22 protein-coding genes and 1 tRNA gene are annotated in these 20,728 nt (G+C 59.9%); 14 read left to right on the forward strand and 9 right to left on the reverse strand.

Annotated features, from left to right (window positions below; translation table 11 throughout):
• Nucleotides 1-451 precede the first annotated feature (451 nt).
• The 5 genes from CGZ66_RS21380 to CGZ66_RS21400 all read left to right on the forward strand — a co-directional run bounded on the left by CGZ66_RS21380 (nucleotide 452) and on the right by CGZ66_RS21400 (nucleotide 5,478).
• Nucleotides 452-1,732, forward strand: coding sequence for an ABC transporter substrate-binding protein (locus tag CGZ66_RS21380; RefSeq protein ID WP_167392193.1), 1,281 nt, complete (start codon nucleotides 452-454; stop codon nucleotides 1,730-1,732).
• A 2-nt stretch (nucleotides 1,733-1,734) separates the two neighbouring features.
• The gene (locus CGZ66_RS21385; protein ID WP_167392194.1) at nucleotides 1,735-2,658 is read left to right on the forward strand and encodes a carbohydrate ABC transporter permease; all 924 of its coding nucleotides are present in this window, start codon (nucleotides 1,735-1,737) and stop codon (nucleotides 2,656-2,658) included.
• Nucleotides 2,658-3,533: a carbohydrate ABC transporter permease gene (locus CGZ66_RS21390; protein ID WP_095087585.1), complete on the forward strand. Its 876-nt coding sequence runs from the start codon at nucleotides 2,658-2,660 to the stop codon at nucleotides 3,531-3,533. Before CGZ66_RS21385 ends, CGZ66_RS21390 begins: the two co-directional genes overlap by 1 nt.
• A gap of 122 nt (nucleotides 3,534-3,655) precedes the next feature.
• On the forward strand, nucleotides 3,656-4,396 hold the full coding sequence (locus tag CGZ66_RS21395) for an RraA family protein (protein WP_167392217.1): 741 nt from the start codon (nucleotides 3,656-3,658) through the stop codon (nucleotides 4,394-4,396).
• 26 nt (nucleotides 4,397-4,422) lie between these two features.
• Nucleotides 4,423-5,478, forward strand: a complete 1,056-nt coding sequence (locus CGZ66_RS21400) for an ABC transporter ATP-binding protein (RefSeq protein WP_095087588.1) — start codon at nucleotides 4,423-4,425, stop codon at nucleotides 5,476-5,478.
• 22 nt (nucleotides 5,479-5,500) lie between these two features.
• On the opposite strand, the gene CGZ66_RS21405 is transcribed toward CGZ66_RS21400, so the two are convergent.
• Nucleotides 5,501-6,412 carry a GntR family transcriptional regulator gene (locus CGZ66_RS21405; protein ID WP_095087589.1) on the reverse strand — a complete coding sequence of 304 codons (912 nt, stop codon included), beginning with the start codon at nucleotides 6,410-6,412 and terminating at the stop codon, nucleotides 5,501-5,503.
• A gap of 165 nt (nucleotides 6,413-6,577) precedes the next feature.
• On the opposite strand from CGZ66_RS21405, the gene CGZ66_RS21410 reads away from it, so the two are divergent.
• The 4 genes from CGZ66_RS21410 to CGZ66_RS21425 all read left to right on the forward strand — a co-directional run bounded on the left by CGZ66_RS21410 (nucleotide 6,578) and on the right by CGZ66_RS21425 (nucleotide 10,549).
• Complete coding sequence (locus tag CGZ66_RS21410; RefSeq protein ID WP_245331159.1) at nucleotides 6,578-7,630, forward strand: ABC transporter permease; 1,053 nt, start codon at nucleotides 6,578-6,580, stop codon at nucleotides 7,628-7,630.
• Nucleotides 7,627-8,412, forward strand: coding sequence for an ATP-binding cassette domain-containing protein (locus tag CGZ66_RS21415; protein ID WP_095087591.1), 786 nt, complete (start codon nucleotides 7,627-7,629; stop codon nucleotides 8,410-8,412). Before CGZ66_RS21410 ends, CGZ66_RS21415 begins: the two co-directional genes overlap by 4 nt.
• A 93-nt stretch (nucleotides 8,413-8,505) precedes the next feature.
• On the forward strand, nucleotides 8,506-9,420 hold the full coding sequence (locus CGZ66_RS21420; protein WP_245331160.1) for a sugar ABC transporter substrate-binding protein: 915 nt from the start codon (nucleotides 8,506-8,508) through the stop codon (nucleotides 9,418-9,420).
• A gap of 106 nt (nucleotides 9,421-9,526) precedes the next feature.
• A complete protein-coding gene (locus CGZ66_RS21425) occupies nucleotides 9,527-10,549 on the forward strand; it encodes a zinc-binding alcohol dehydrogenase family protein (RefSeq protein ID WP_425352301.1) in 1,023 nt (340 codons plus the stop codon).
• A gap of 101 nt (nucleotides 10,550-10,650) precedes the next feature.
• Here the strand turns inward: CGZ66_RS21425 and CGZ66_RS21430 are convergent, their stop codons facing one another.
• From CGZ66_RS21430 to CGZ66_RS21440, 3 genes are all read right to left on the reverse strand, one after another.
• A complete protein-coding gene (locus tag CGZ66_RS21430) occupies nucleotides 10,651-10,944 on the reverse strand; it encodes a hypothetical protein (RefSeq protein WP_206073733.1) in 294 nt (97 codons plus the stop codon).
• Between the two features lie 154 nt (nucleotides 10,945-11,098).
• A complete protein-coding gene (locus tag CGZ66_RS41365) occupies nucleotides 11,099-11,305 on the reverse strand; it encodes a ribbon-helix-helix protein, CopG family (RefSeq protein ID WP_095087597.1) in 207 nt (68 codons plus the stop codon).
• A 337-nt stretch (nucleotides 11,306-11,642) separates the two neighbouring features.
• A tRNA-Gly gene (locus CGZ66_RS21440) sits at nucleotides 11,643-11,717 on the reverse strand.
• A 401-nt stretch (nucleotides 11,718-12,118) separates the two neighbouring features.
• Here CGZ66_RS21440 and CGZ66_RS41370 point away from each other — a divergent pair.
• Nucleotides 12,119-12,241, forward strand: coding sequence for a hypothetical protein (locus CGZ66_RS41370; protein WP_280952819.1), 123 nt, complete (start codon nucleotides 12,119-12,121; stop codon nucleotides 12,239-12,241).
• Nucleotides 12,242-12,268: 27 nt separating this feature from the next.
• On the opposite strand, the gene CGZ66_RS39940 is transcribed toward CGZ66_RS41370, so the two are convergent.
• Complete coding sequence (locus CGZ66_RS39940; protein WP_167392195.1) at nucleotides 12,269-12,436, reverse strand: hypothetical protein; 168 nt, start codon at nucleotides 12,434-12,436, stop codon at nucleotides 12,269-12,271.
• A 269-nt stretch (nucleotides 12,437-12,705) separates the two neighbouring features.
• On the opposite strand from CGZ66_RS39940, the gene CGZ66_RS21450 reads away from it, so the two are divergent.
• Complete coding sequence (locus CGZ66_RS21450; RefSeq protein ID WP_095087600.1) at nucleotides 12,706-12,930, forward strand: hypothetical protein; 225 nt, start codon at nucleotides 12,706-12,708, stop codon at nucleotides 12,928-12,930.
• A 68-nt stretch (nucleotides 12,931-12,998) separates the two neighbouring features.
• Here the strand turns inward: CGZ66_RS21450 and CGZ66_RS21455 are convergent, their stop codons facing one another.
• On the reverse strand, nucleotides 12,999-13,205 hold the full coding sequence (locus CGZ66_RS21455) for a hypothetical protein (RefSeq protein WP_095087601.1): 207 nt from the start codon (nucleotides 13,203-13,205) through the stop codon (nucleotides 12,999-13,001).
• A gap of 2,498 nt (nucleotides 13,206-15,703) precedes the next feature.
• On the reverse strand, nucleotides 15,704-15,928 hold the full coding sequence (locus tag CGZ66_RS21470; protein WP_143748797.1) for a hypothetical protein: 225 nt from the start codon (nucleotides 15,926-15,928) through the stop codon (nucleotides 15,704-15,706).
• A gap of 638 nt (nucleotides 15,929-16,566) precedes the next feature.
• On the opposite strand from CGZ66_RS21470, the gene CGZ66_RS21475 reads away from it, so the two are divergent.
• Both CGZ66_RS21475 and CGZ66_RS39945 read left to right on the forward strand, forming a co-directional pair.
• Complete coding sequence (locus CGZ66_RS21475; RefSeq protein WP_095087607.1) at nucleotides 16,567-16,788, forward strand: hypothetical protein; 222 nt, start codon at nucleotides 16,567-16,569, stop codon at nucleotides 16,786-16,788.
• Nucleotides 16,789-16,939: 151 nt separating this feature from the next.
• Nucleotides 16,940-17,077: a hypothetical protein gene (locus tag CGZ66_RS39945; RefSeq protein ID WP_167392180.1), complete on the forward strand. Its 138-nt coding sequence runs from the start codon at nucleotides 16,940-16,942 to the stop codon at nucleotides 17,075-17,077.
• A 542-nt stretch (nucleotides 17,078-17,619) separates the two neighbouring features.
• On the opposite strand, the gene CGZ66_RS39245 is transcribed toward CGZ66_RS39945, so the two are convergent.
• Both CGZ66_RS39245 and CGZ66_RS21485 read right to left on the reverse strand, forming a co-directional pair.
• Nucleotides 17,620-17,880 (reverse strand): hypothetical protein, encoded by a 261-nt coding sequence (locus tag CGZ66_RS39245; RefSeq protein ID WP_143748798.1) that lies wholly within the window; start codon nucleotides 17,878-17,880, stop codon nucleotides 17,620-17,622.
• A gap of 95 nt (nucleotides 17,881-17,975) precedes the next feature.
• The gene (locus CGZ66_RS21485; protein ID WP_206073734.1) at nucleotides 17,976-19,538 is read right to left on the reverse strand and encodes a class I adenylate-forming enzyme family protein; all 1,563 of its coding nucleotides are present in this window, start codon (nucleotides 19,536-19,538) and stop codon (nucleotides 17,976-17,978) included.
• 579 nt (nucleotides 19,539-20,117) lie between these two features.
• On the opposite strand from CGZ66_RS21485, the gene CGZ66_RS39950 reads away from it, so the two are divergent.
• Nucleotides 20,118-20,267: a hypothetical protein gene (locus CGZ66_RS39950; RefSeq protein ID WP_167392196.1), complete on the forward strand. Its 150-nt coding sequence runs from the start codon at nucleotides 20,118-20,120 to the stop codon at nucleotides 20,265-20,267.
• Nucleotides 20,268-20,728 lie beyond the last annotated feature (461 nt).

Consider the following 20,728-nt stretch of genomic DNA (forward strand, 5'->3'; position numbering starts at 1 on the left):
TAGATATGCAGTCAACTATCTCATAAAAATGCTCACTAGCCTATAACTCGTGCCGCGGGAAGGGAGGATTGGACGTTGGAGATATCCAACCCCGGCGTTCGCCACCCGAGATGAGGATCGATATACTGTCGCTGAACGCGGCGGCCATCGTTGCTCAATCGCCCAGCGGGCTCGCAAGGGTCGCCTGGTTTCCGTGAGGAGAAATGTATGCGCGTAGCAAAGCGCGCCGGAACAAACGGAACACCGGAAGACCGACAAGAGAATGACAGAATCTCCGCCAGAAGCCGGCGAGGGCCATAGGCCCACTGCACGGCAAAGGTGGTGTCTGCACGGGAGTGATCCAGACAGTCTCCTGGCGGGAGGAGCAAGCCGCCGCGGACTTTGACGGGAATGCTGAACGTCGTCGCCCGACCCAAAGGGCCGACCAATCATGACCAAGGAGGAAATTGTGATGTCCGGAAACTTATCGAGACGCAAATTCCTGGCGGCTGGCGCCACGGTGGCGGCAGGCTCGCTCGCCGCGCCGTGGATCGCCAGGGCGCAGGCCAACGAGATTACGGCGCTGCTGATCACGGGCGGCCCGCTCTATCCCAAATATTGGGAGAAGATTGTCCAGGATTTCACGGCGAAGACCGGCATCAAGGTCCGCTATGATCTGCTGGAATTCACCCCACTGACGTCGAAAGTCGTCACGTTGAGCGCCGCGCGATCGAGCCAATATGACGTCTACAGCACCCACACGGCGCAGATTGACTCCTACTTCAGCCATTTTGCGCCGCTGAATAGCTATTTCAGCGAGTCCGAATTGGCGGACTTCTATCCGGTCGCGGTCAAATATCTGCGCGATCCCAAAAACGGCAATCTGGCGGCCATTCCGCGCAACATGGATGCGCGCGTTCAATATTACCGCAGCGACATCTACCAGGAGAAAGGCCTGAAGCCGGCCGAGACCTGGGAAGAACTCGTCGACGTCGGCCTGAAACTCACCGGTAATGGCCATTACGGGTTGGTTGTCCCAGGGCAGGGCGATCCGGCCCAGCGTACATTCAGCGATCTCCTGTGGCAGGCCGGCGGGGATTGGGTCGATCAGGCCAACAAACCGGCCTTCAATTCCGAAGCCGGGATCAAGGCCCTCACATTCTACCGTGACCTCGTCCAGAAACACAAAATCGTCCCCCCGGATGCCGTCGGCTATCAGTGGAACGAAAATTCGACCGAATTCTCGTCTGGAACGGTCTACGCCAATTTTGACTGGCCGGGCGCTTTCGCCACTCTCTCCAATCCGGACACCTCCCGCGTTGTCGGCAAGTGGTCGAGCGCGCCCTATGTGCGGGACAAAGCGGCAATTTCCTGCGCCATCTCGCACGCCATGGCCCTCAACGGCCAGTCGGGGCGCAAGGATCCCGCGGTCGAGTTCATCAAGTATACGGTCGGCCCTGAGGCGCAGCGCCTGCAGTTCGACGAGTTCACCAACTTCCCCAGCAGTCAGGCGATCGCCAAGGAGGTGATCACGGCGGCGAAAGGCCCGCAGGCCGCATGGCTGCAGCAGCTCGAGACGACGATCGCGAACGGCAAGGAATGGCCCAAGCTGCCTGGCTTCTCAAAAGTCTGCACCCTGATGTTCTCGGCCATCGAACAGGCGCTCACCGACCAGGTTTCGCCAAGCGATTCGCTCAATCAGGCGGCCGTGGAAGCGGAAGACGCCATGCGTCGGGCCGGAGCCTACGACTGAGGATGTCGTCCGTCCCGCACGGCCGGGTGTCGGGGCGTCGGCGGCGTTCGCCGCTGCCCTACACCTGGCAGAAGGGGTACCTTCTGGCCGGCCCGGCGTTCGTCGTCATGCTCGCCATCTTCGTCTATCCCCTGGGGTATTCGTTTCTCATGAGTTTCTTCCGGTGGGATCTGAGCGGCTCCGCGCCGTTCATCGGGACAGGAAACTACACAGACGAGCTGTTTGGCCGCCAGTTCAACCAGGCCCTTCGAAACCAGATCATCTTTAGCGTCGTCTCCATTACGGTCGAGGTGGTGGCGGGAATGGCCATCGCGGTGCTGGTCAACGGAGAATTGCGGGGCATGCGGCTGGCCCGCACATTGCTGTTGGTGCCACCGATGATCGCTCCTGCCGTCGTCGGCCTCAATTTTCGGTGGCTTTTCAATACGCAATACGGTCTTGTTGATGCATTGCTGCGCATGTTCAACCTGCCCAGCATTCCCTGGCTCAGTGACCCGACCTGGGCCCTGGTCTCGGTCATTATCGCCGATGTCTGGCAGAACACGCCGCTGATGGTGCTGCTGTTCCTGGCCGGCCTGCAATCCTTGCCCCAGGAGCCGCTCGAAGCCGCGACGGTGGACGGCGCCGGGCCGTGGCAGCGCTTCTGGCATATTGTTCTGCCGTTAATGCGTCCGGTCATCATGATCGCGCTGATGCTGCGTATCATAGACACGTTCCGAACCTTCGACGTCGTCTGGCTGATGACGCAGGGCGGGCCGGGGGGCGCTTCCGACCTGCTTACCGTCTACGCCTACCTGCTGGCATTCCAGGCCGTGGATTTCGGGCACGCTGCGGCGGTTTCCTACATTGCTCTGGGGATGTCCCTGGTCGTGCTCGGCCTGCTCTACGGAGTGCCGTGGCTGATCGCAAAGCGGAGGGCCATCTGATGGACACTGCGGCCGTGAGCACGCATCGCAAGCCAAGACGCCGCCGCCGCCGGTTCACAGCCGGCGTTGCCGGACGCTACCTCGCTCTCATCCTGACCATCGCCTTCACCATTTTTCCGTTGGTGTGGCTGTTCCTGACGTCGATCCGCAGCTCGGCCGACATCTTCTCCGTGCCGGTCCACATCATCCCCGTGACCGCGACGTTGGCGCAATACGTGTCGGTTTTCCGCGAATATGACACCATGGATTATGTCTGGAACACGGTCATCGTATCGTTCGTGACAGTCATTTTGGTCCATTTGCTGGCCATCCCCTGCGCCTATGCGCTGTCACGCTTCAGGATGCCGGGCGTCATGCTGATCTTCGGCCTGCTCTTGATCATGCGGATGATCCCGGTCATCGCGCTCGCCATCCCGCTCTTCGCCGTGTTCGCGGCAATCGGCCTCCTGGATTCGGTCTGGGCGCTGATCCTCGCCCATACGGCTGCCAAACTGCCTGTCGCCATCTGGCTTCTGCTGGGCTTCATCCAGGATGTCCCGAGAGAGATCGAGGAAGCTGCCCAGTCAGACGGCGCCGGCACGATGCGCACGCTGGTCCAGATTGTCACGCCGCTGATCGCGCCTGGCATCGGGGCCAGTGCGGTGATCACCTTCCTTTTCACTTGGAACGATTTACTGCTCGCACTGACCCTGACGTCGAGCAAGTCCGCGCAGACCCTGCCGGTCGGGCTCACCAATTTCGTTTCGCAGTTCGGCATCAACTGGGGCGCCATGTCAGCTGCCGGCGTTCTCATGGTCATGCCGACTTTGGTGTTTGTCTGGTTTGCCCAAGGCCTGTTGGTCAAAGGCCTGACCACCGGTGCGGTCCGTGGCTGAGCGGCGGGCAAGGGAGCAATGCGCTCGATGCTTGCGACGACAGTTGGTTAGGCAAGTGAGACCGGCGCGGTGGATAAAAGTGGTGCTGCGCTAAGGGAGGACGACGAGTGGAAGCGGACCAAATACCGGCGATATCAGACATTTCCCGGCCACCGAGGCAATTGGTCGATGCGCTTGCAGCGATCGGTTCGGCGACACTGGCCAGTGAGCTCTATCATAAGATGGGAATTCGTGATCCGCACATCCGGGGCCCGCGGCCGTTGAGGCCCGGCCGCACGGCGGCAGGCCCGGCTCTCACGCTCCAATGCATGCCGAAGCGCGAAGATCTCTATAACGAAACAGAGTATGAGGACCCGGAGCGACAGCTCCACCGTCACGTTCTCTACCCCACGCAGCCGGGCGACATGGTTGTCGTCGATGCGCGCGGCGATCTGGGCAGCGGCATCTTCGGCGAGATGATGCTCACCTATTTCGCAGGTCGCGGCGGGGCCGGGGTGGTCGTCGACGGCTGCATCCGCGATTCTGCCCAGGCCGCGGCCCTGGATATCGGTATCTGGGTAAAGGGGGCGACGCCGAATTTCCACGCCCAGACCAACATTGTCCCCTTCGCCGTCAACGTCCCCATCGCGTGCGCGAATGTGCTCGTCATTCCCGGCGACATCATAGTGGCTGACGACGACGGCGTGGTCGTCGTGCCGATCGCACTTGCGCCCAAGCTGGTCGCGCTTGCCGGCGAGCATATCGAGTGGGAAGAATTTACCCGCGCGCGCTTGGCCGAAGGAGGGGATTTGCGGAAATACTACCCGTTGAGCCCGGAGGGCGAGACCGAATACCGCGCATGGCGGCACGCTCAGCGAAAATGAGCAGGGCCTGCACGAGAGGAAAATAGATGTCCGCAATCCAGATAGAGCAGCTCGGCAAGAGCTTCGGCGCCGTGGAAGTTCTTCGCGACGTGAACATTGAAATCGCCAGCGGCGAGTTCGTGGTCCTTGTCGGTCCCTCGGGCTGCGGCAAGTCAACTCTGCTGCGGATGATCGCCGGCCTGGAAGAACAGACGACGGGCGAGATCCGCATAGGCGGGCGCGTCGTCGACGAGATGCCCGCCAAGTCGCGCGACATCGCGATGGTCTTCCAGAGCTACGCGCTCTATCCGCATATGAGCGTGGCCGACAATATGAGCTTCGCCCTTCGACTGGCCAAGGTCCCAAGGGAAGAGATCGTCTCGAGGGTGAAGGCAGCCGCCGAAATCCTCGGCTTGCAGGATCTGCTGCGTCGTATGCCGCGCCAGCTGTCTGGCGGCCAGCGCCAGCGTGTCGCCATGGGCCGCGCGATCGTGCGCGACCCGGCAGCCTTCCTGTTTGACGAGCCGCTCAGCAATCTCGATGCAAAGTTGCGCGTCAAGATGCGTGCCGAGATCAAGAAGCTGCACCAACGGCTCGGGCGCACCAGCATCTACGTCACGCACGACCAGACCGAGGCGATGACGCTTGCCGACCGGATAGTGGTGCTGAACCGAGGCCAGGTTGAGCAGATCGGTACCCCTTCCGAGCTCTACGAGAACCCTGCCAACCTTTTCGTTGCGAGCTTTATCGGCTCACCGGAAATGAACCTGATCAAGGGCCGAATTGACAATAGCGCATTCGCCGCCGAGCAGGGCCTGCGCTTGCCCTTGGCCGATGGCGCTCGGATCGGTGACAGGGAAGGGGTGGTATACGGGATTCGCCCACAGCACATCACGGTCGGCGGCACCCACGCAAAGGCAACGGTTCAGGTGGTGGAACCGACCGGCGAGGCCCAGGAACTTACCTTAAATGCGAATGGCGTCGATCTGATTGCCGAAATCCGGGAACAGCCCCTGTTCAAACCTGATCAAGAGGTGAAGTTGGAGATCATGGTGCATAAGGTGCACCTGTTCGACGCCCAGAGCGGCACCAGGATAAACTAGAGCGCTTGTGCGATCGGATCGTCTAGGCGTTGGTATCCATCCCATCGAATACAATCAGCGAACGCATCAATGTTTCCCTTGCCGAAGCCAGATGGGCTCGGCAGGCCCGCTCGATCCGCTCGGAATCGCGGCTTTCGAGCGCATCGATATAGGCGAGATGCTCCAGGATCGCCGCCTGGTTACGCTGTTTTTCGTCATGCTTGTTCCACTGATAGTGGTAGTGGAAAATGAAGCTGATGATATCGTAGAAATCGTCGATGAAGCGGTTCGGCGAAGCCTCGTTTATGAGCCGGTGAAACCGGTTGTCGAGACTGGAGAAGTCGTGAAAGCGGCTTTCAATCTGCTTCAGCAGTTCGGTATGCGCGCTCTTGAGCACGCCCAGCTTCTCCCACAGGGGAGACGTGTCGGGCTGTCGTGAAAACAGATGCGCCGAGCGCAGCTCGAACATCACCCGGATCTCGAACAACTCAAGTGCGAAATCTTCCGTAAAGCCCTTGAAAAGCCAGCCCGTATTCGGCCTCTTCTCGAGCAGTCCAAACCGGCTGAAGCGTATCAGGAACTCGCGAATTCCGTTGGTCGCGACGCCGAACTGACGCGCAAGCTCGAGTTCGTTGATGCTGGTACCGGGTCTGGTGTCACCCCGCAGCATCCACTCCATGAACTGCTGTTCCACATGCTTGGCCCGCGAGGTGGTTTCGGCGTCGGGATAGTAATCGCTATCCTCGACCGCACGACCTGCCGTCCTGACACCGCTGCGCTCGGCGATAAGGTCGCGGTGGGCAAGTTCTCCCAGGACCTTTCGGACAGTCGTGCGGCTGACTCCCATTTTCCGTCTAAGCTCATTTTCGGAAGGGAGCTCTCCGGTCAATTGTCCGTCGCGCAGCATACTGGCGACGCGATTGAAAGCCTTCTTGTAGACAGTGTCGGTTCGCATCGGATCTTCCTCTGAGCAAGACCTTGTCCTTTCTACCATGAACTTTATCCATAAAAAACAACTTGACCAAGTCATGCAGGTTGTTTTTTATCGATAAGAGGGAACTAAAATACAGCATGAGTTTTTGACGACGCGGCTTGCACGGCCCGCGGCGGGGAGGGAACTTTGCCTGAAACGCGAAACACCGGCACCACTGTCGGCGACGCGGTATTGCCAGCACCCAAGAAGCAAGAAGCCGTTCCCGGCCTCGCGCTTGGCCTGGCCCTGCTGAGCGCCGGTCCGGTCGTCATCCTGGTGTTGCTGATCGTCGTTCTCAGTTTTCTGTCCCCCTATTTCCTGACTGGACGCAACCTTAGCAACATCCTCGCCCAGACCGCCGTCATCTCGGTGGTGGCGATGGGCCAGCATCTGGTCATTCTGACACGAGGGATCGACCTCTCCGTCGGCTCGAACCTGGCACTGGCTTCCGTCGTCGGCGCGCTCAGCTTTTATGCCGGCGCTCCCGCCTTCGTCGTGATCGCGGTGATGGTCGGCTGCGGTGCGGCGGTCGGCACCATCAACGGGCTCTTCTACGTCTTCGGCCGGTTGCCGCATCCGTTCATCATCACGCTGGCGACATTGAGCATCGCCAAGGGGCTGGCGCTCCAGCTGGCCGACGGGCGCGCCATCCCTGGAATGCCGGATGCCATCGATGCGCTTGGCCGCGAGGCGGTCTGGGGTCTGCCTGGATCGGTTTTTGTGGTTGCGGGCGTTGCCGCGGTGCTTTTCGTCATGGCCAAGACGATGGTCTGGGGGCGCTGGATTTATGCCGTCGGCGGCCGGCCCGACGCTGCCGTGCGCATGGGCATTCCGGTGTCCTGGGTCCTGGTTTCGGTCTATGTGATCTCGGGGCTATGCGCCGGCATCGGTGCGGTCATCCTTGCCGGCCGCACCGACGCCGGTTCGCCCTTGTTCGGCAATCTGCTGGAACTGGATACGATCGCGGCGGTGATCATCGGCGGTGCCAGTTTTCTCGGCGGCCGCGGACATCTTGGCCATGCCTTGATTGGCGCCATCATGATCGGCGTCATCCGCAACGCGCTCAACCTGCTCAACGTCAACGTCTTCTTCCAGCTCATCGTCATCGGCGTGGTCATCGTCATCGCGGTCGAGGCCGACGTGCTGCGCAACTATCTCGAAGGGCGCGTGCGGGTCATGCAGGCCGGGAGGCAGTCATGAGCGCCGTTGCGGCCAGCGTCGATCCTGCAGCCACCGCGGTTCATCCCGTCCTGGCGGTGCGCGGCGCTACCAAGCGTTTCGGCTCAGTCGTGGCGCTGGACGATGTCAGCATCGAGGTCCGACGTGGCGAGATCCTCGGGCTTCTCGGCGACAATGGCGCCGGCAAGTCGACGTTGACCAAATGCATCAGCGGGGTGCACCAACTCGATGCCGGCGCGATCCTTCTGGACGGTGCGCCAACGCAGATACGCTCCCCTGCGGACGCGCGCTTCGCCGGCATCGAGACCGTCTATCAGGATCTGGCGCTTTTCGACAATCTGACGCCGGGACAGAACTTCTTTGCCGGTCGCGAGTTGGCCTGGCCGCAATGGCTTCCTCGCGGCATGCGATTTCTCCAACAGCGCAGGATGGATGCCGAAACGCGCATTCTGCTTGCCAATCTGAAGGTCACGTTGCCAAGGCTGGACGCCGTCGTCGCCATGATGTCGGGCGGTCAAAGGCAAGCCATCGCCGTGGCCCGGTCGACCGTGTTTGCCCGCAAGGTTGTGATCCTGGACGAACCGACCGCCGCACTTGGCCTGCGTGAATCGCGGCAAGTGTTGAACCTGGTCGCGACGCTGCGCGACCAGGGCAACGCCGTCATCCTGATCACCCACAACATGGAACACGTCACTGAGCTTGCCGACCGCGCCGTGGTGCTTCGCCAGGGCCGCAAGGTCGGCGAACTGGTGCCGACCAAGGACAACAAGCAGGAGCTGGTCTCCATGATCGTTGGAGCCTGACTCGCTCGAAATTTGGGGACTGTTCCGGTCCGCAAATGCCTGAAGCGACTTCCGCCGGAAGACGCCTCAATCCAAGGGAGGAATGGAATGCCAATGAACCGAAAACTGTTCACCGGGCTGGCGATCGCCGCTGCGTTTGCGATGCCGGCTTCGGCCGCCGACAAGATCAAGATCGGCCTGATTACGAAATTCCCGGTGCCGTTCTACTCGACCATGGAGGATGCAGCCAAGAAATACGCCGCCGCCCATCCCGAGATCGAGCTGGTTACCGGCCAGGGCCAGGCGGCTACCGACATCGAAGGGCAGATCGCGCTGATCGAGTCGATGATCACGCAAGGCGTCAAGGGCCTGGCGATCACTCCGGTCGATCCAACCGTTGCGCCGGCGCTCGACAAGGCGGTCGCCGCCGGCATCAAGGTGGTTCTCGTCGACAACAGCATCCCGGACTGGAAAGGCCAGACAGCGCTGGTCTCGACCAACAATCTCAACGGCGGCAAGATCGCCGGAGAGTACCTCAAGACCGTGCTCAAGAGCGGCGACAAGGTCGGCATCCTGCAAGGTGTTCCCGGAGTGCCGGCGCTGGACGACCGGGTGACCGGCATGATGGAGGGCCTCGGCGACGTCAAGATTGATGTCGTCGGCAAGGGTGCAACCAATTGCACGCTCGAACTTGGCACGTCGGTGACCGAAGACATCCTGACCGCCAATCCCGATCTCAAGGCGATCTACTCGGCTTGCGGCCCGCCAATCCCGGGCGCCGTCAAATCGATCAGCAATGCGGGCATCGCCAACGACAAGATCATATTGGTCGGCTTCGACGCCTGCTGCGGTGAGATCGAAGCGATCAAATCGGGCGCGGAAGATGCCAGCGTTGCGCAATTCCCGACAAAAATGGGCGAGCTTGGCATCGACACGGTCGTCAAGGCGATCCGCGGGGAAGCCGTCGAGGCCAATGTGGACACCGGCGCCGGTCTCGTGACGCTGCAGAACGTCAAGGACTTCGAGTGATTCACCAGTGGTCCGGTGGATTGCACCCCCGGACCACTTCCTGTTTCCGCGCTCCAGGAATTACGCCGTTAGCGAAGGGGGTGGAATTACACTTATGGACGCCACCATCAAGATCGTCCGATGCGCCGAGCCCGGCAGGCTGGCGTTCGAGGAACAGGCAGCGCCAGGCGCTCCGCCGGAAGGCTGGGTGCTGGTCAACGTCGCCCACGTCGGCATCTGCGGAACCGATTACCACATCTTCCAGGGCAAGCATCCGTACCTCGCCTACCCACGCGTCATGGGCCATGAGGTTTCGGGAACCATTGCGGCAATCAACGGGCCCGTGGACATGGCGGTCGGGCAACACGTCGTCGTCAACCCCTATCTTGCCTGCGGCAATTGTCCCGCCTGCCGCCAGGGCAAGCCGAACTGCTGCCTCGCGATCGAGGTGCTTGGCGTGCACCGTGACGGTGCCATGAGCGAGCAGATTCTCGTGCCGGCGCAGAACCTCATTCCTGCGACCGGTCTGTCTTTGGTCGAGGCGGCGGCGGTCGAGTTCCTGGCCATCGGCGCGCACGCGGTCCGCAGGTCCATGGCCGGGCCTGGCAGCCGCACCTTGGTTATCGGCGCAGGGCCAATCGGCCTCGGTACCGCGCTTTTTGCCCGCATAGCGCGGCAGTGCGTGACCGTCATGGATGTCGATGCCGAGCGGCTGGCTTTTGCCGCAAGGCAAGGTTTTCTGGTGATCGACGGGTCGAAGGGTTCGATTGTCGAGACGATAGCGGAGCGAACGGCCAGGACAGGTTTCGATGTGGTCTTCGACGCAACGGGAAACAGCCGTTCGATGCGGTCTGCCTTCGCCTATGTTGCCCATGGCGGCGTCATGGTGATGATCAGCGTCGTGCAGGACGACATAACCTTCTCCGACCCAGAGTTCCACAAGCGGGAAATGATGCTGATCGGCAGTCGCAACGCGACGCGCGCCGACTTTCAGCACGTCATGGCTTCGATCCGCGCTGGAAAAATACCAATCGACGAACTCGTCACGCATCGTACGACCCTGCGTGACAGCCCTCGCGATATTGCGATCTGGGCGCAGCAGAAGTCCGGTCTGATCAAGGCTGTTATCGACGTGGCGGGATCTGGCTGATTTTGCCAAACGCCGTCGTGCGAAAAAGTCTCTCCGGAGCGTGAGGTACCTGCGAGGAGAGGAGGACCAGCCTGACGGGCAGGGATACCCTGGTAAGATCGCTACGGGCTGAGGAGGTCGCCATTGACGACGACGTGATGCTCGACGAATTCCGGCTTGTTGATCAGGTACTGATCGTCCTTGGGATAGTAGTGGGCCCGCTCAGGTTGCTCGCCCGCATAGGCCTTTACCGCTTCCATATCGGTCCACCAGCTCAGAGCGCATATCTCCGTAACGCCGTCGCTGAGGTCGCGCAGCGTGATCTGGTGACCGAGATTGCCTTTGGTGGCGCCAAGCTCGTCGCCACCAGTCCCGGCCACGTAGCGCGCGTATTCGGCGGCCATCTGCGTGCGCACCGTCCCGCACCATCTTCGAAGAATTACCTGCCGGACCACTAACCCTGGCCTCCGCAACCTATTTCCCGTCACCCATCTTGAACATCACCCCGCCGCCGCCATTCTTGGCAATGACCTCGACCCCGGCTGGGCACGCGGGAAGTCGTCCAGGGTTTCACTCTGCCTTCAGTACCTGGTATCTGATCGACCAGTCACGAATGATCAGTCGGACGGCCTCAGGTCGCGAAACATCATGCTCGGCAGCAAATTGATCGACGCCCGCGAGCATGTCCGGTTGAAGGCGGACCATGATTGGCACGCCCTTTCCAGTCGGGGCCGGTCCCCGCCGTTTCTTTGATACCACGGTTTCCTGCTTTGCCATAAAACCGTGATATCAGAATTCTTGCTCTTACGGAAGCACTAGAGCCTGACACTAAATCGAATTGGCGAAGATCCGATGTCGAACACCATTGTTCGGGCAGCCGCCGAAGGCCGCCCGCTCTCAACCGCCGCGGCTGCTTCAACCGCCGCCGTAGCGGTCGAGCCAACGAATGGCCGAAGCTGCGCGCAAGGGCGAGTTCATGGCATCGTGCAGGATCGAATAGAATGACTTTGACCAGGTCCAGTTGATCAACGCTCTGAGGCCGGGTGGGGAGGGCATTGGCGGCACTGATCTCATTGGCAAGGCACTCGGCCCGCAGCCCCACCAGCGGCGGGTTTGGTGCACTCGGCAGGGCTCGAACCTGCATCTGCCCGGGAAGGTCCCGCTCTGTCCTAGATTGAGCTACGAGCGCCAATATTGGCACGCTAGTAGAACGGGCTCATTCGATCAAATTAGCGATTGGGATAGCCGGCACATGCATTGGAAGTAGGTCGAGGTGGGAGGCCGAGCTACCCTCTGTATCGCCCTTTCTCGCACCAATATCGAACAACGACACCGGGTTGCGCCCGAAACAGACTGGCCGCAAGTTGACAATTCTCTCTGTTGTACGCCTCCGCCTCGGTCGCATCGAACGTGGCCACATGGATACGCATTTCGGCGGCAGCGGAGCTTCGGTACAGCGTATAGGTTTTGGAGTCATCAGCCTGGGGCGCGCAGCCAGCCAAGGCCGAAACCACCGCCAGAGCAAGGAACAACCTCATTTCAGCATCATAGGTGTGGCAAGAAGACGATCTAAGGAATGGAAAGGTCACGTTGCGCGGCGAACCTTTCGATCGCCAACGTGAAAGTGACATGATCTACGCCGGCTATGTGGAGGTGCTCGTTGCATCAGGCCCCGACGCACCGAAAAGCAGCGATGCTTTGGCCGGCGAGTGAAACTTACGGCGGGCATCCTGGTACCGTTCAGCGCTTCGCGAGGTCGTCAAATGTGATCCCGGTGCCATAACCGCTTGGTAGATCGGCGGTTGCCTCCCGGAAACTGCGTTCAACGGCGGCCGTGTACCGGCCGTCATTCGCCAGCCTATCCCAAATGACGAAGGCGACAGCTAAGGCGATGACGACGAGCACCATTCGCATCGGAACCTCCCTCAAAGAGTTCCAGCAGGCATAATACAGCCTGTTGCTAACATGCGCCAGCGTGGACGATGGCGAGGCTCGCGTCGGCCTATGTCCAACCTCGCGGTCAGCGACGTCAATCAGCGCTAGCTAATATAGATGAGCCCGCGTCATCCAATCGAGGGATGGCGCGACTTATCCCGCTGCTCCACTTGATGGCAAGGCAAAGGGCGGCAACCCGGTTTTGCTGCCCAAGGGGCCTGCTAGCTCTAGGGGGGCTAAATATGAGCAATACGACTCTCATTGCTATCGCTATCCTTGCGATCAGCATCGGCCATGCCGATGCCAAGGGCCGGAAGGTGGACCTGCCGGTTTGCACCGCGTCAAACCACCTCTTCGAAGTTCTCGGTGACAAATGCTTTCTCGTCAAAGGTTCGATGATCTATGGCGACATCGCCGGTCTTTCCCAGATAGTCACCTGGGCTGGGGGTGGATCTGGCGGTCTGTGAGGTGCGCCCTTAGGTGCCATCGACGGGGACAGGCTATAAAAAAGCCTATGCCGCAATGGCCGGTGCGCTCACAACCTAAGCACCCTCGCACCGGCCATTTCGGCAAGCCCTAAGCGTAGCCGCTGGCCCTCTGCATAGGCGAGAGCGAAAGATTCCAGTTCGAATGATCGGGTTAGTTCCTGGTCGTCTTCGACCACGCGGACGAACCATTCTCCGCAGGCTTCGACCACTTCAACGCAAGGGTAAACCTTGCCGTTCGACGTTACGCTATCCATCGCAGCCTCCCTAGAAAGCAATGGGGAACGTCCATTTTTATAAAGCTCGTCCGAGACGAATTTCAATATCAAATGTGGTTGCAATAGCCGACCGGTGCGGCCAGCCCGGCGCCCTGTTTTTACACTGAACAAACCAAAAAGGGCGCCGAGCCTTCACCGGCGGCGCTTTGAGGGAAGCGACGCCGAGAAGTGAACATAGCGCTCTCGCTAGAGTTGTCGGAATACAACCTTTAGGATGATGGCCGCTGCTGCCCTACATCCTGATCGAAACATACGACAACAGGTAAACGATGGCGATGGTCGCCGTAGCGAGTACGACCCATACGCCCAAGCTGCTCATGCTTCCTCACTTTCCGCCGGCGCACCGTTGGGCAGGATGTTGGGGTGGAGGACGCCGGCCCAGGCGGAAAAGGCACTACAAGCACAAGCTAATATAATCGAGATGCAGGCGCCTATGGTGTGATCGCGGAAGCCTTGGCGTAATCGCTCCCGTCGGTGTCGCTTTCCTCATCAATTCCCGAGCACCTTCCTGAGCGCTTGATGACGGTGCATCGGATCGCCGTCCTGATAGCAGCCTAATCCTCTAAGAACGCCCGCCACTTGCCGCAGGCGCTGAGCAACCGCGACTGGAAACTCTCGCTTAGCTCATTACGATTTGGGTCTTTAGGGCCGGCAAGCCAAGGACTTCAGTCTCAATTGCGCGATTGCTAATGTAATATAGACTTATCACCAGCGGGGGCTTTTCTCGCGATGGCCGGTGCTCGCTTACAACCCCTCGTCGTCTGCACCGGCCATTCCTTCGCGAGGCTACTAGCGGCCCAGCGGCCAAGGGCGGGGGGCTGGGGTTTGACCACCGGGCCTAACCGGCGCGGGGTTGGGGCTCGCCGGCTGGCGAATTATACGCCGTTCCCGCTTAGTCGACCATGTCTCACAGTGACTTCTTGCGTGTCGGAGAGCTCCGCCTTACGTGGCGGGCTTTTTCCCTGGTTCACTCTGAGCCGGTGCTAAGTACGGTGTACGACGACGTTGTCACCGCCCCGGAACCGTTACCACGCGTGACGCGCACTGTGGCAGGTCGGCTCTTTGCAGGGGCAGGGGTTGCCGTCGAAGCGACTATCCCGATCACGTCTGTGGCGCTGGCGTAGAATAGCTCGCCATTCGGCGAGACGCCCCATCTCGCGATATCATTCTCATCTCTGATCACCTGGCAACGCCCAACCGTTTTTTGACCAGCGTGCGGAACTCTCGATATGTGCTCAGCCAGCGCTTCTTCGCATTGGGATGTGGTCGAAAAGATCATGGGCTTTGCGGCCGGCGCTCGGCATAGCATCAAATCGGGGCTGCACGACAACAGCACCATAATGGCAGACGTTACCGTATCCATCGCCCTTCGCCTCCGCCACGCAATATAGCCTCAATGCCGAGACTGTGGAATGGGTTCAAACGATCGAGCCCGCTGCCTTACGGTGGTGGGCCAGGACCAAACTTCACAAGCAGCTTGCAGAGGCTGAAATCGAGCGCTTTCCGGTGGAGGCGGAACGGCAGCACAAGAGCATCGTCCAGCCGCTCCTATCGCCTGGCAGCGACCATTACGAGGCGCTCCAGCGCACCACTAGCGCTATTGAAGACGGTCAAGGACATCACCGGCAAGGATGCGCCGTTCATTCAATGGTTTGGGACCGGACCGGTTTCCTACGCAGGGGTTGGGACTTCAGTCTCAGTTGAGCTATCGCTAATATGCCTATACCTTAGGCAGTGCGGGGACAACCCGAAAACCTAATCCCGCAATGGCCGGTGCGGCTCGCTTACAACCCCAAGCACCCCGCCGGCCATTTCTTTTGCGTCTGGATGGCGCGGCCTGCCAAAAGCTGGATCGCGCGGGGGACATATGCGCAGGTCAGTCAAGATACTCGTGCCGGTCTTGGCCGTCGTTTCGACTGAGGCCATGGCTCACGAATGGTATACGGGGAAAAAGGACCCCGTCACTGGCTTCGACTGCTGCGCAGGGTCAGACTGCGCACCGATCCCGGAATCTCAAGTCAGAGAAATGCCGGGCGGCTATATCTATCTTCCCACTGGCGAGTTCATCCCGCTTCGTCGCGTGCAACATAGCCATGATCGGCAGTATCACCGCTGCATCTATCACTCGGAATTTCTCAACCTGGATCAGGGACGTTTCAGGAAGGGCGACACACGCTGTTTCTTTGCGCCGCATACCGAGATCGGCGCTGCGTATTAAAGCGGCCCGGCATCCGGCAGCAGCGGGAGCCCAGCCACAGCACCGGGCCTGACCTGCGCGGCAAGAAGTTCTGGATCTGCTGTGGATCGCCCGCGACATGGCAGGGCAATTGGCCGTTAATGCTGCGGCTTGCCATCAAAAGGTGGTGGCGGAGGCTAAACGCTTATACCGACAGGAAGAGGCAGATACCGCCGCCTGATCATTCGGCGAGCGAAACGATGGCCCGTTCCCCAAGTGGCGGGCTCTTTTGTCGGAAGGGTTATTTCTTGGCCATCAGTCGCTGCACCATCACGGTTGAGACTTGCCCCACCAGGATTCCGATGCCTCCTGCGATGGGCATGTAGATGTGTCTATTCCAGCCTTCTGCCTTGCAGAACTTTACAAGCAAGATAGCCAAGGGAAGACCCACCAGAAGAATGCCAAGAGCCTGCCAACGTCTCTTTTTGAGGCTCTCAATATGCGCGGACGTTTCGTCGGTCGCCACCCTCAACCCCTCCCATGTCGCACGGACCTGCCGATAGTTGCAGGAATGACCTGGCAGCGCAATTGGCACCGGGCGGGTGGGGCTGGGAGGGTAGGAAGTCCGGCCGCGGCTGCTTAGCGTAGCCGGGCGTCTTCACTTCTTGGTTGCGTTAGGCCCGCCCAATTGCCCTGAATTCCACATCTCATTCATGGTTTGCTGTATGGCGGTCGAACGCCTGTCCTTTGCTTCCTTGGTGACGCGGGTAGCATCCATCTTTCCCAGCATCTCCAAGGCGGTCTTGTTGAGAGTGGCCGATGGGCTTCAGTGTGGTTTCGGTCGGTTGCTCATGTAATCCACGGCCACGACCGCGACGAACGCCAAAACGACGATGGCTGTTCCACCTACCCAAATAACAGACATTTCGACCCCCCCACGCGCGACTATCCTACGGCCGAGAAGCCATGGTCGCAACGGTCGGTCTTTAGGGTCAGTAAACGAGGGACTTCAGTCTTAATTGCGAGACTTCTAAAACAATATAGATTTATCAGCGCGGGGGCCTTTCCCGCTATCGCGATGGCCGGTGCGGCTTCGCTTCCCCAAGCATCCCCTGCGCCGGCCATTCCTTCGCGAGGCTACCAGCGGCCCAGCGGGAGGGTGCCATGCGAGATTTGCCCATCGACATCGATGCAGATGCCGTGATTGCAGTCGGCCGGTATCTTGATGATCACGCCAAGACCACTGCAGTTTCGATATCTGAAGCGCTCCGTGTAATCAGGCGTGGCGTCAACAAATCGCGCGTCGGCGATATGTGGCTGGAGGAGCTGATTGTCGAAAGCGCCGCAGCCAGAAAGCTTGCCATCTTGTTGGACAACCACAACTAAGGCGCGATCCGGCTTGCTTTCGTACGCAGTGCGTGCGTGAGCTACATTTTAGCGATGCCTGATAAGCCGGTAACAACCCATGTGGTCAGCGTGTTCGAGAAGCCGCACTGGCGCACGGTGCTAACACCAAGGACAGGACAAGGCCTTGGCCATGGCGAAGGAGATCGGCGACAATGCACGGATCGAGGAGATCACGCCGAAGGGCGCTGACCGCGACAAAATTAGCCGTGCAAACGATAAGATTATGAAGCGCGAAGATCCGCGATTCGTGATCAGGAACTACGCCTGACTAGATGCGTTGCATGGAAATGCCTGCTCTTCCTGTAGGCGAGAGCGGGAGATTTGTATGGATCGGCGATCCTTCTTGACAGCAATGTTTGGCATTGCAGGGGCAGCGGCATTTGCAAGCGCAGTTCGGCCTATCGACGCAGTGGCCGGCGTTCCAGGCGCCAGAAGCGGCATTCTCGATGAACTCGAGGCGCCAGAGGCCGAGACCTTCGACAACGACGGTACCCCGGCAGAAGTGGATCGGGTCCACTACCGCTACTACCGCCGCTACCCCCGCAGAGGTTGGAGAAGGGTCTGCCGTAGCTATTGGCGACATGGTCGTTGGCGCGTTCGATGCTGCCGCAGGAGTGCTTGGGGTTATTATCCCCGTGGATACTAGCGAGTGAGCTCCGCCCGAATTAGTCCCGGATTGAAAAGCCCGCCACGGGAGCGACCTGTGGTGGGGCTTTCGGAGTGGCTACAGAAGCGCTGAGCGGATTTTCACCAGGGCGGCGCCAGCGAGCATCGAGGCGGTGATCGCGGCGATGTAGATCGGAACCACGCCTACATCTTGGTCTTCAGGCTGGGCGCGCTCGGCTTCATGTTGTCCCGCATCATGTCCACGAAGGCGCAAGCTCCCTTGGTGAACTGCGAATCCACGCCCACGCCGAGATTCATATCTTCCTTTGTCATCGCGAACACCGCATCGAGTAGTTGATCGTTCAAGACACCACGGTGCGTTAAGATAAGAAAAAGCGATCGGATAAGAGCTGTGTTAGCAATTAATATTTCTGGCGTTGTGTACTCGCGAGATTTTGAGATCATTTTGCCCCTCCACTTTCCCCAAGGCCAACATCGCGCCAGTCGAGCCCAAACGCAAGCAGGCTCCCCGAAGGGAGTAGCGAGCTCCCCTCTGATGCCTACCCTGTTGATGCTTCCGATTTCAGAAGGCGCTCCGCCAACTTCTTCAACACCACCCGATCAACCTTATCCGTGGCGCTGAGGGGCATCTCATCCAGCAAAAAAACGCTCTCCGGTGCCTTATAGCCAACGCTGGCGCGAGCGAAATGGATAAGCTCCTGCGGGGCTGGCTGCACGGCGCCTGGCTTGAAAGTTACGAACGCGTGGACATTTTCGCCATGGACGGTGTCAGGGACCCCGACAACTCCGGCGATTGCCACAGCGGGATGCCGCATAAGGGCTTCCTCCACGTCCTGCGGGCTGATGTTCGAGCCATCGTGTACGATGATCTGTTTTCGCCGCCCGCAGAACCAAAGGTATCCGTCCTCGTCTATCTTCATCACATCGCCGGTGTCCAGCCAGCCATCCCTGATGGTGGCACGCGTTGCATCTGCATCACCCCAATAGCCGACCATGTTGCAAGGCGAATTGATCCAAAGGCGCCCCTGAGCGCCGGGAGGCAGTTCATTGCCGTTATCGTCGCGGATGGATATCTGGTAGCCGACTATCTGACGCCCGATCGAACCCGCTTTGTTGAGCCCGTCAGGAGGGTTGATCGTGGCAACTCCAATTTCAGACATGCCGTACAGCTCGTTGACGGACAAGCCGCTGAGCGCAGTAACTTCGAGCGCCAGCTCGAGCGGCACTTTATCGCCGCCGGCACAGAGCAGTCTGAATGACGAAAAGTCTTCGCGCCTGGCATTCTTCGCCCGAACCAACCCGAAGAGGACCGAGGGCAAAGCGATGAGTATGGTTGGGCGATGCTCGCGCAGCATCAACAGGAGCCCGGGTCCATCGAAGCTCGGCGGGACGACGACACGAGCGCCGGCTGCGAGTCCCATGAGAGCGTCCAGGAGCGCTCCGATGTGCGACATGGATCCGCTCAGTAGAACGATGTCGTCTGCCGCAGTTTGGCAGCCCTGTGCGAAGCTGGCAATCATACTGCCCAGACTTTCGAAACTATGGGCTACGCCCTTTGCCGGGCCGGTACTGCCCGAAGTGAAAAAGATAACCGCAGGATCAGTAGGCGCAGGCATAGGCAAATTTTCGGCCGCGATCGGGCTCTCCAAGAGCGTCGCGAAGTTTGAATGGCGATCGTGCTCGGAGCCGTAGTTGATGACCCCAAGTGGCAAGTTACGCGCGACACTGGAAGCGATGTCTTCCTGACGGTCAACATGGGCCAATAGCGCCCGAGCGCCGCTCGTCTTGAGTCCATGATCGATCTCGGGAGGCGTGTATCGGTAGTTCAAGGGTACTGCCACGATCCCCGATTTGAAGCAGCCCAGGTAGTGAATCATCAGCGCAGCGCTATTGGGCATGAGCGACGCAATTCTATCGCCCGGCTTCAGCCCATAGGCCAGCAAGCCAGCGGAATAGCGTTTGCTGGCGCGCTCGAGTTCTTGCCAGCTCAAGCTGCCCTCGGGGCTAACAAGTGCCAGATCATCTGGCTTGCGTCTTAGCCCGACGTCGAGCAGACGTGGTACCCAGATTGGCTCGTCGTGCTTGGTTCGTGACTGAGGCACTTCGTTCCCGCCGCGGGATTGACGACCGTCGATGGTCCTGACTTGCTGAATTTGGATCGTGCACGGCCTAAGTTGTAGCCATGTTAGCAGTCGCTCATTTTAGATTGAAGGCCTGGTTCACTCGACCTACCCGGAAAACGGATGTGGCCCCCCGGGCGGCCATCAGCAGGCAAGCGGCCATGCCGATCATATCGCGCTGCCGGTAGCGCCAGGACGCGCGAGGCGCATCGGCGGCGTAGGAGAGCGGCCGGAGAGAACGCCCGCTGGCGAGGACTCTAAGCGGCGCGTTATAATGCCTCCCTCGTCAGGGTGCTGCTGCATTTTCAGGTTTGCAGGGCGGTTGGCCTTTGAAGTCACGAGCAAGGCACCCATACTTGTCGAACGTCTGCCCGGTTTCCCTCGCGGCTTTGGCCATACGGCAGCCCGAAATGGCCAGGCAGGAGAGCAGTAGCAATCGCGGTTCTCATAACGAGCATCGATTCATGTCTGCGCCTCATTTTCCGTCCTTTTGCCATGCCCGAATTGCCAGAGGTTGACCTTGGTCGGCGCCGGGGTCAACCGTCCCGAAGAATCACACGATTGAGCATCGTTGCGTATTTCGGCGCGTGCCGGCGCCATCGAGATCAGGAATATAATCCTTCGTTGCGGCGAACCCCTTCAATGGAGATCGCCATGCCCAAGACCCTCGCCGACACCCTGGCTGCCAACGATTCGCTGCACGTCAATTGAGGACATCCGGCATGCTGCAAGTCGACAAAGCTCGACATCCAGGCCCTGATCGACAGGCTCGGCGCCGACCACGGTTCGATGCATTGGGATCTAGTTGGCCGCTTCGGCTGCTCGGATTGCAAGGCTGCGGGCCGCGACCGCCGGCCGGTGTTTTTCACTGTGGTTCCTGATTACGAAGGGATCAATGCGAAGCGCAACCGCGACTGGAAATCTACGTTCGATCGACGCTAGACGGCTGGGCTGGGACTTCAGTCTTAGTCCAGCCAATAGGCTTAATTGCTCAGTTGCTATTGTGCCCATAGTTTAGGCAGCGCGGGGGACGTCCAAACCAAAAACCCGCAGTGGCCGGTGTGGTCCGCCACCCCAAAGGAGCCCAACGGCACCGGCCATTTCCCTAACAAGACGCGGCCGGGCGCCGCCACCCTTAGACGCCTATGGTTTGATCGCGGAACCTCCGGGCT

The sequence above is a fragment of the Mesorhizobium sophorae genome (genome assembly GCF_002270415.1).
GTDB classification, from domain to species: Bacteria; Pseudomonadota; Alphaproteobacteria; order Rhizobiales; family Rhizobiaceae; genus Mesorhizobium; species Mesorhizobium sophorae.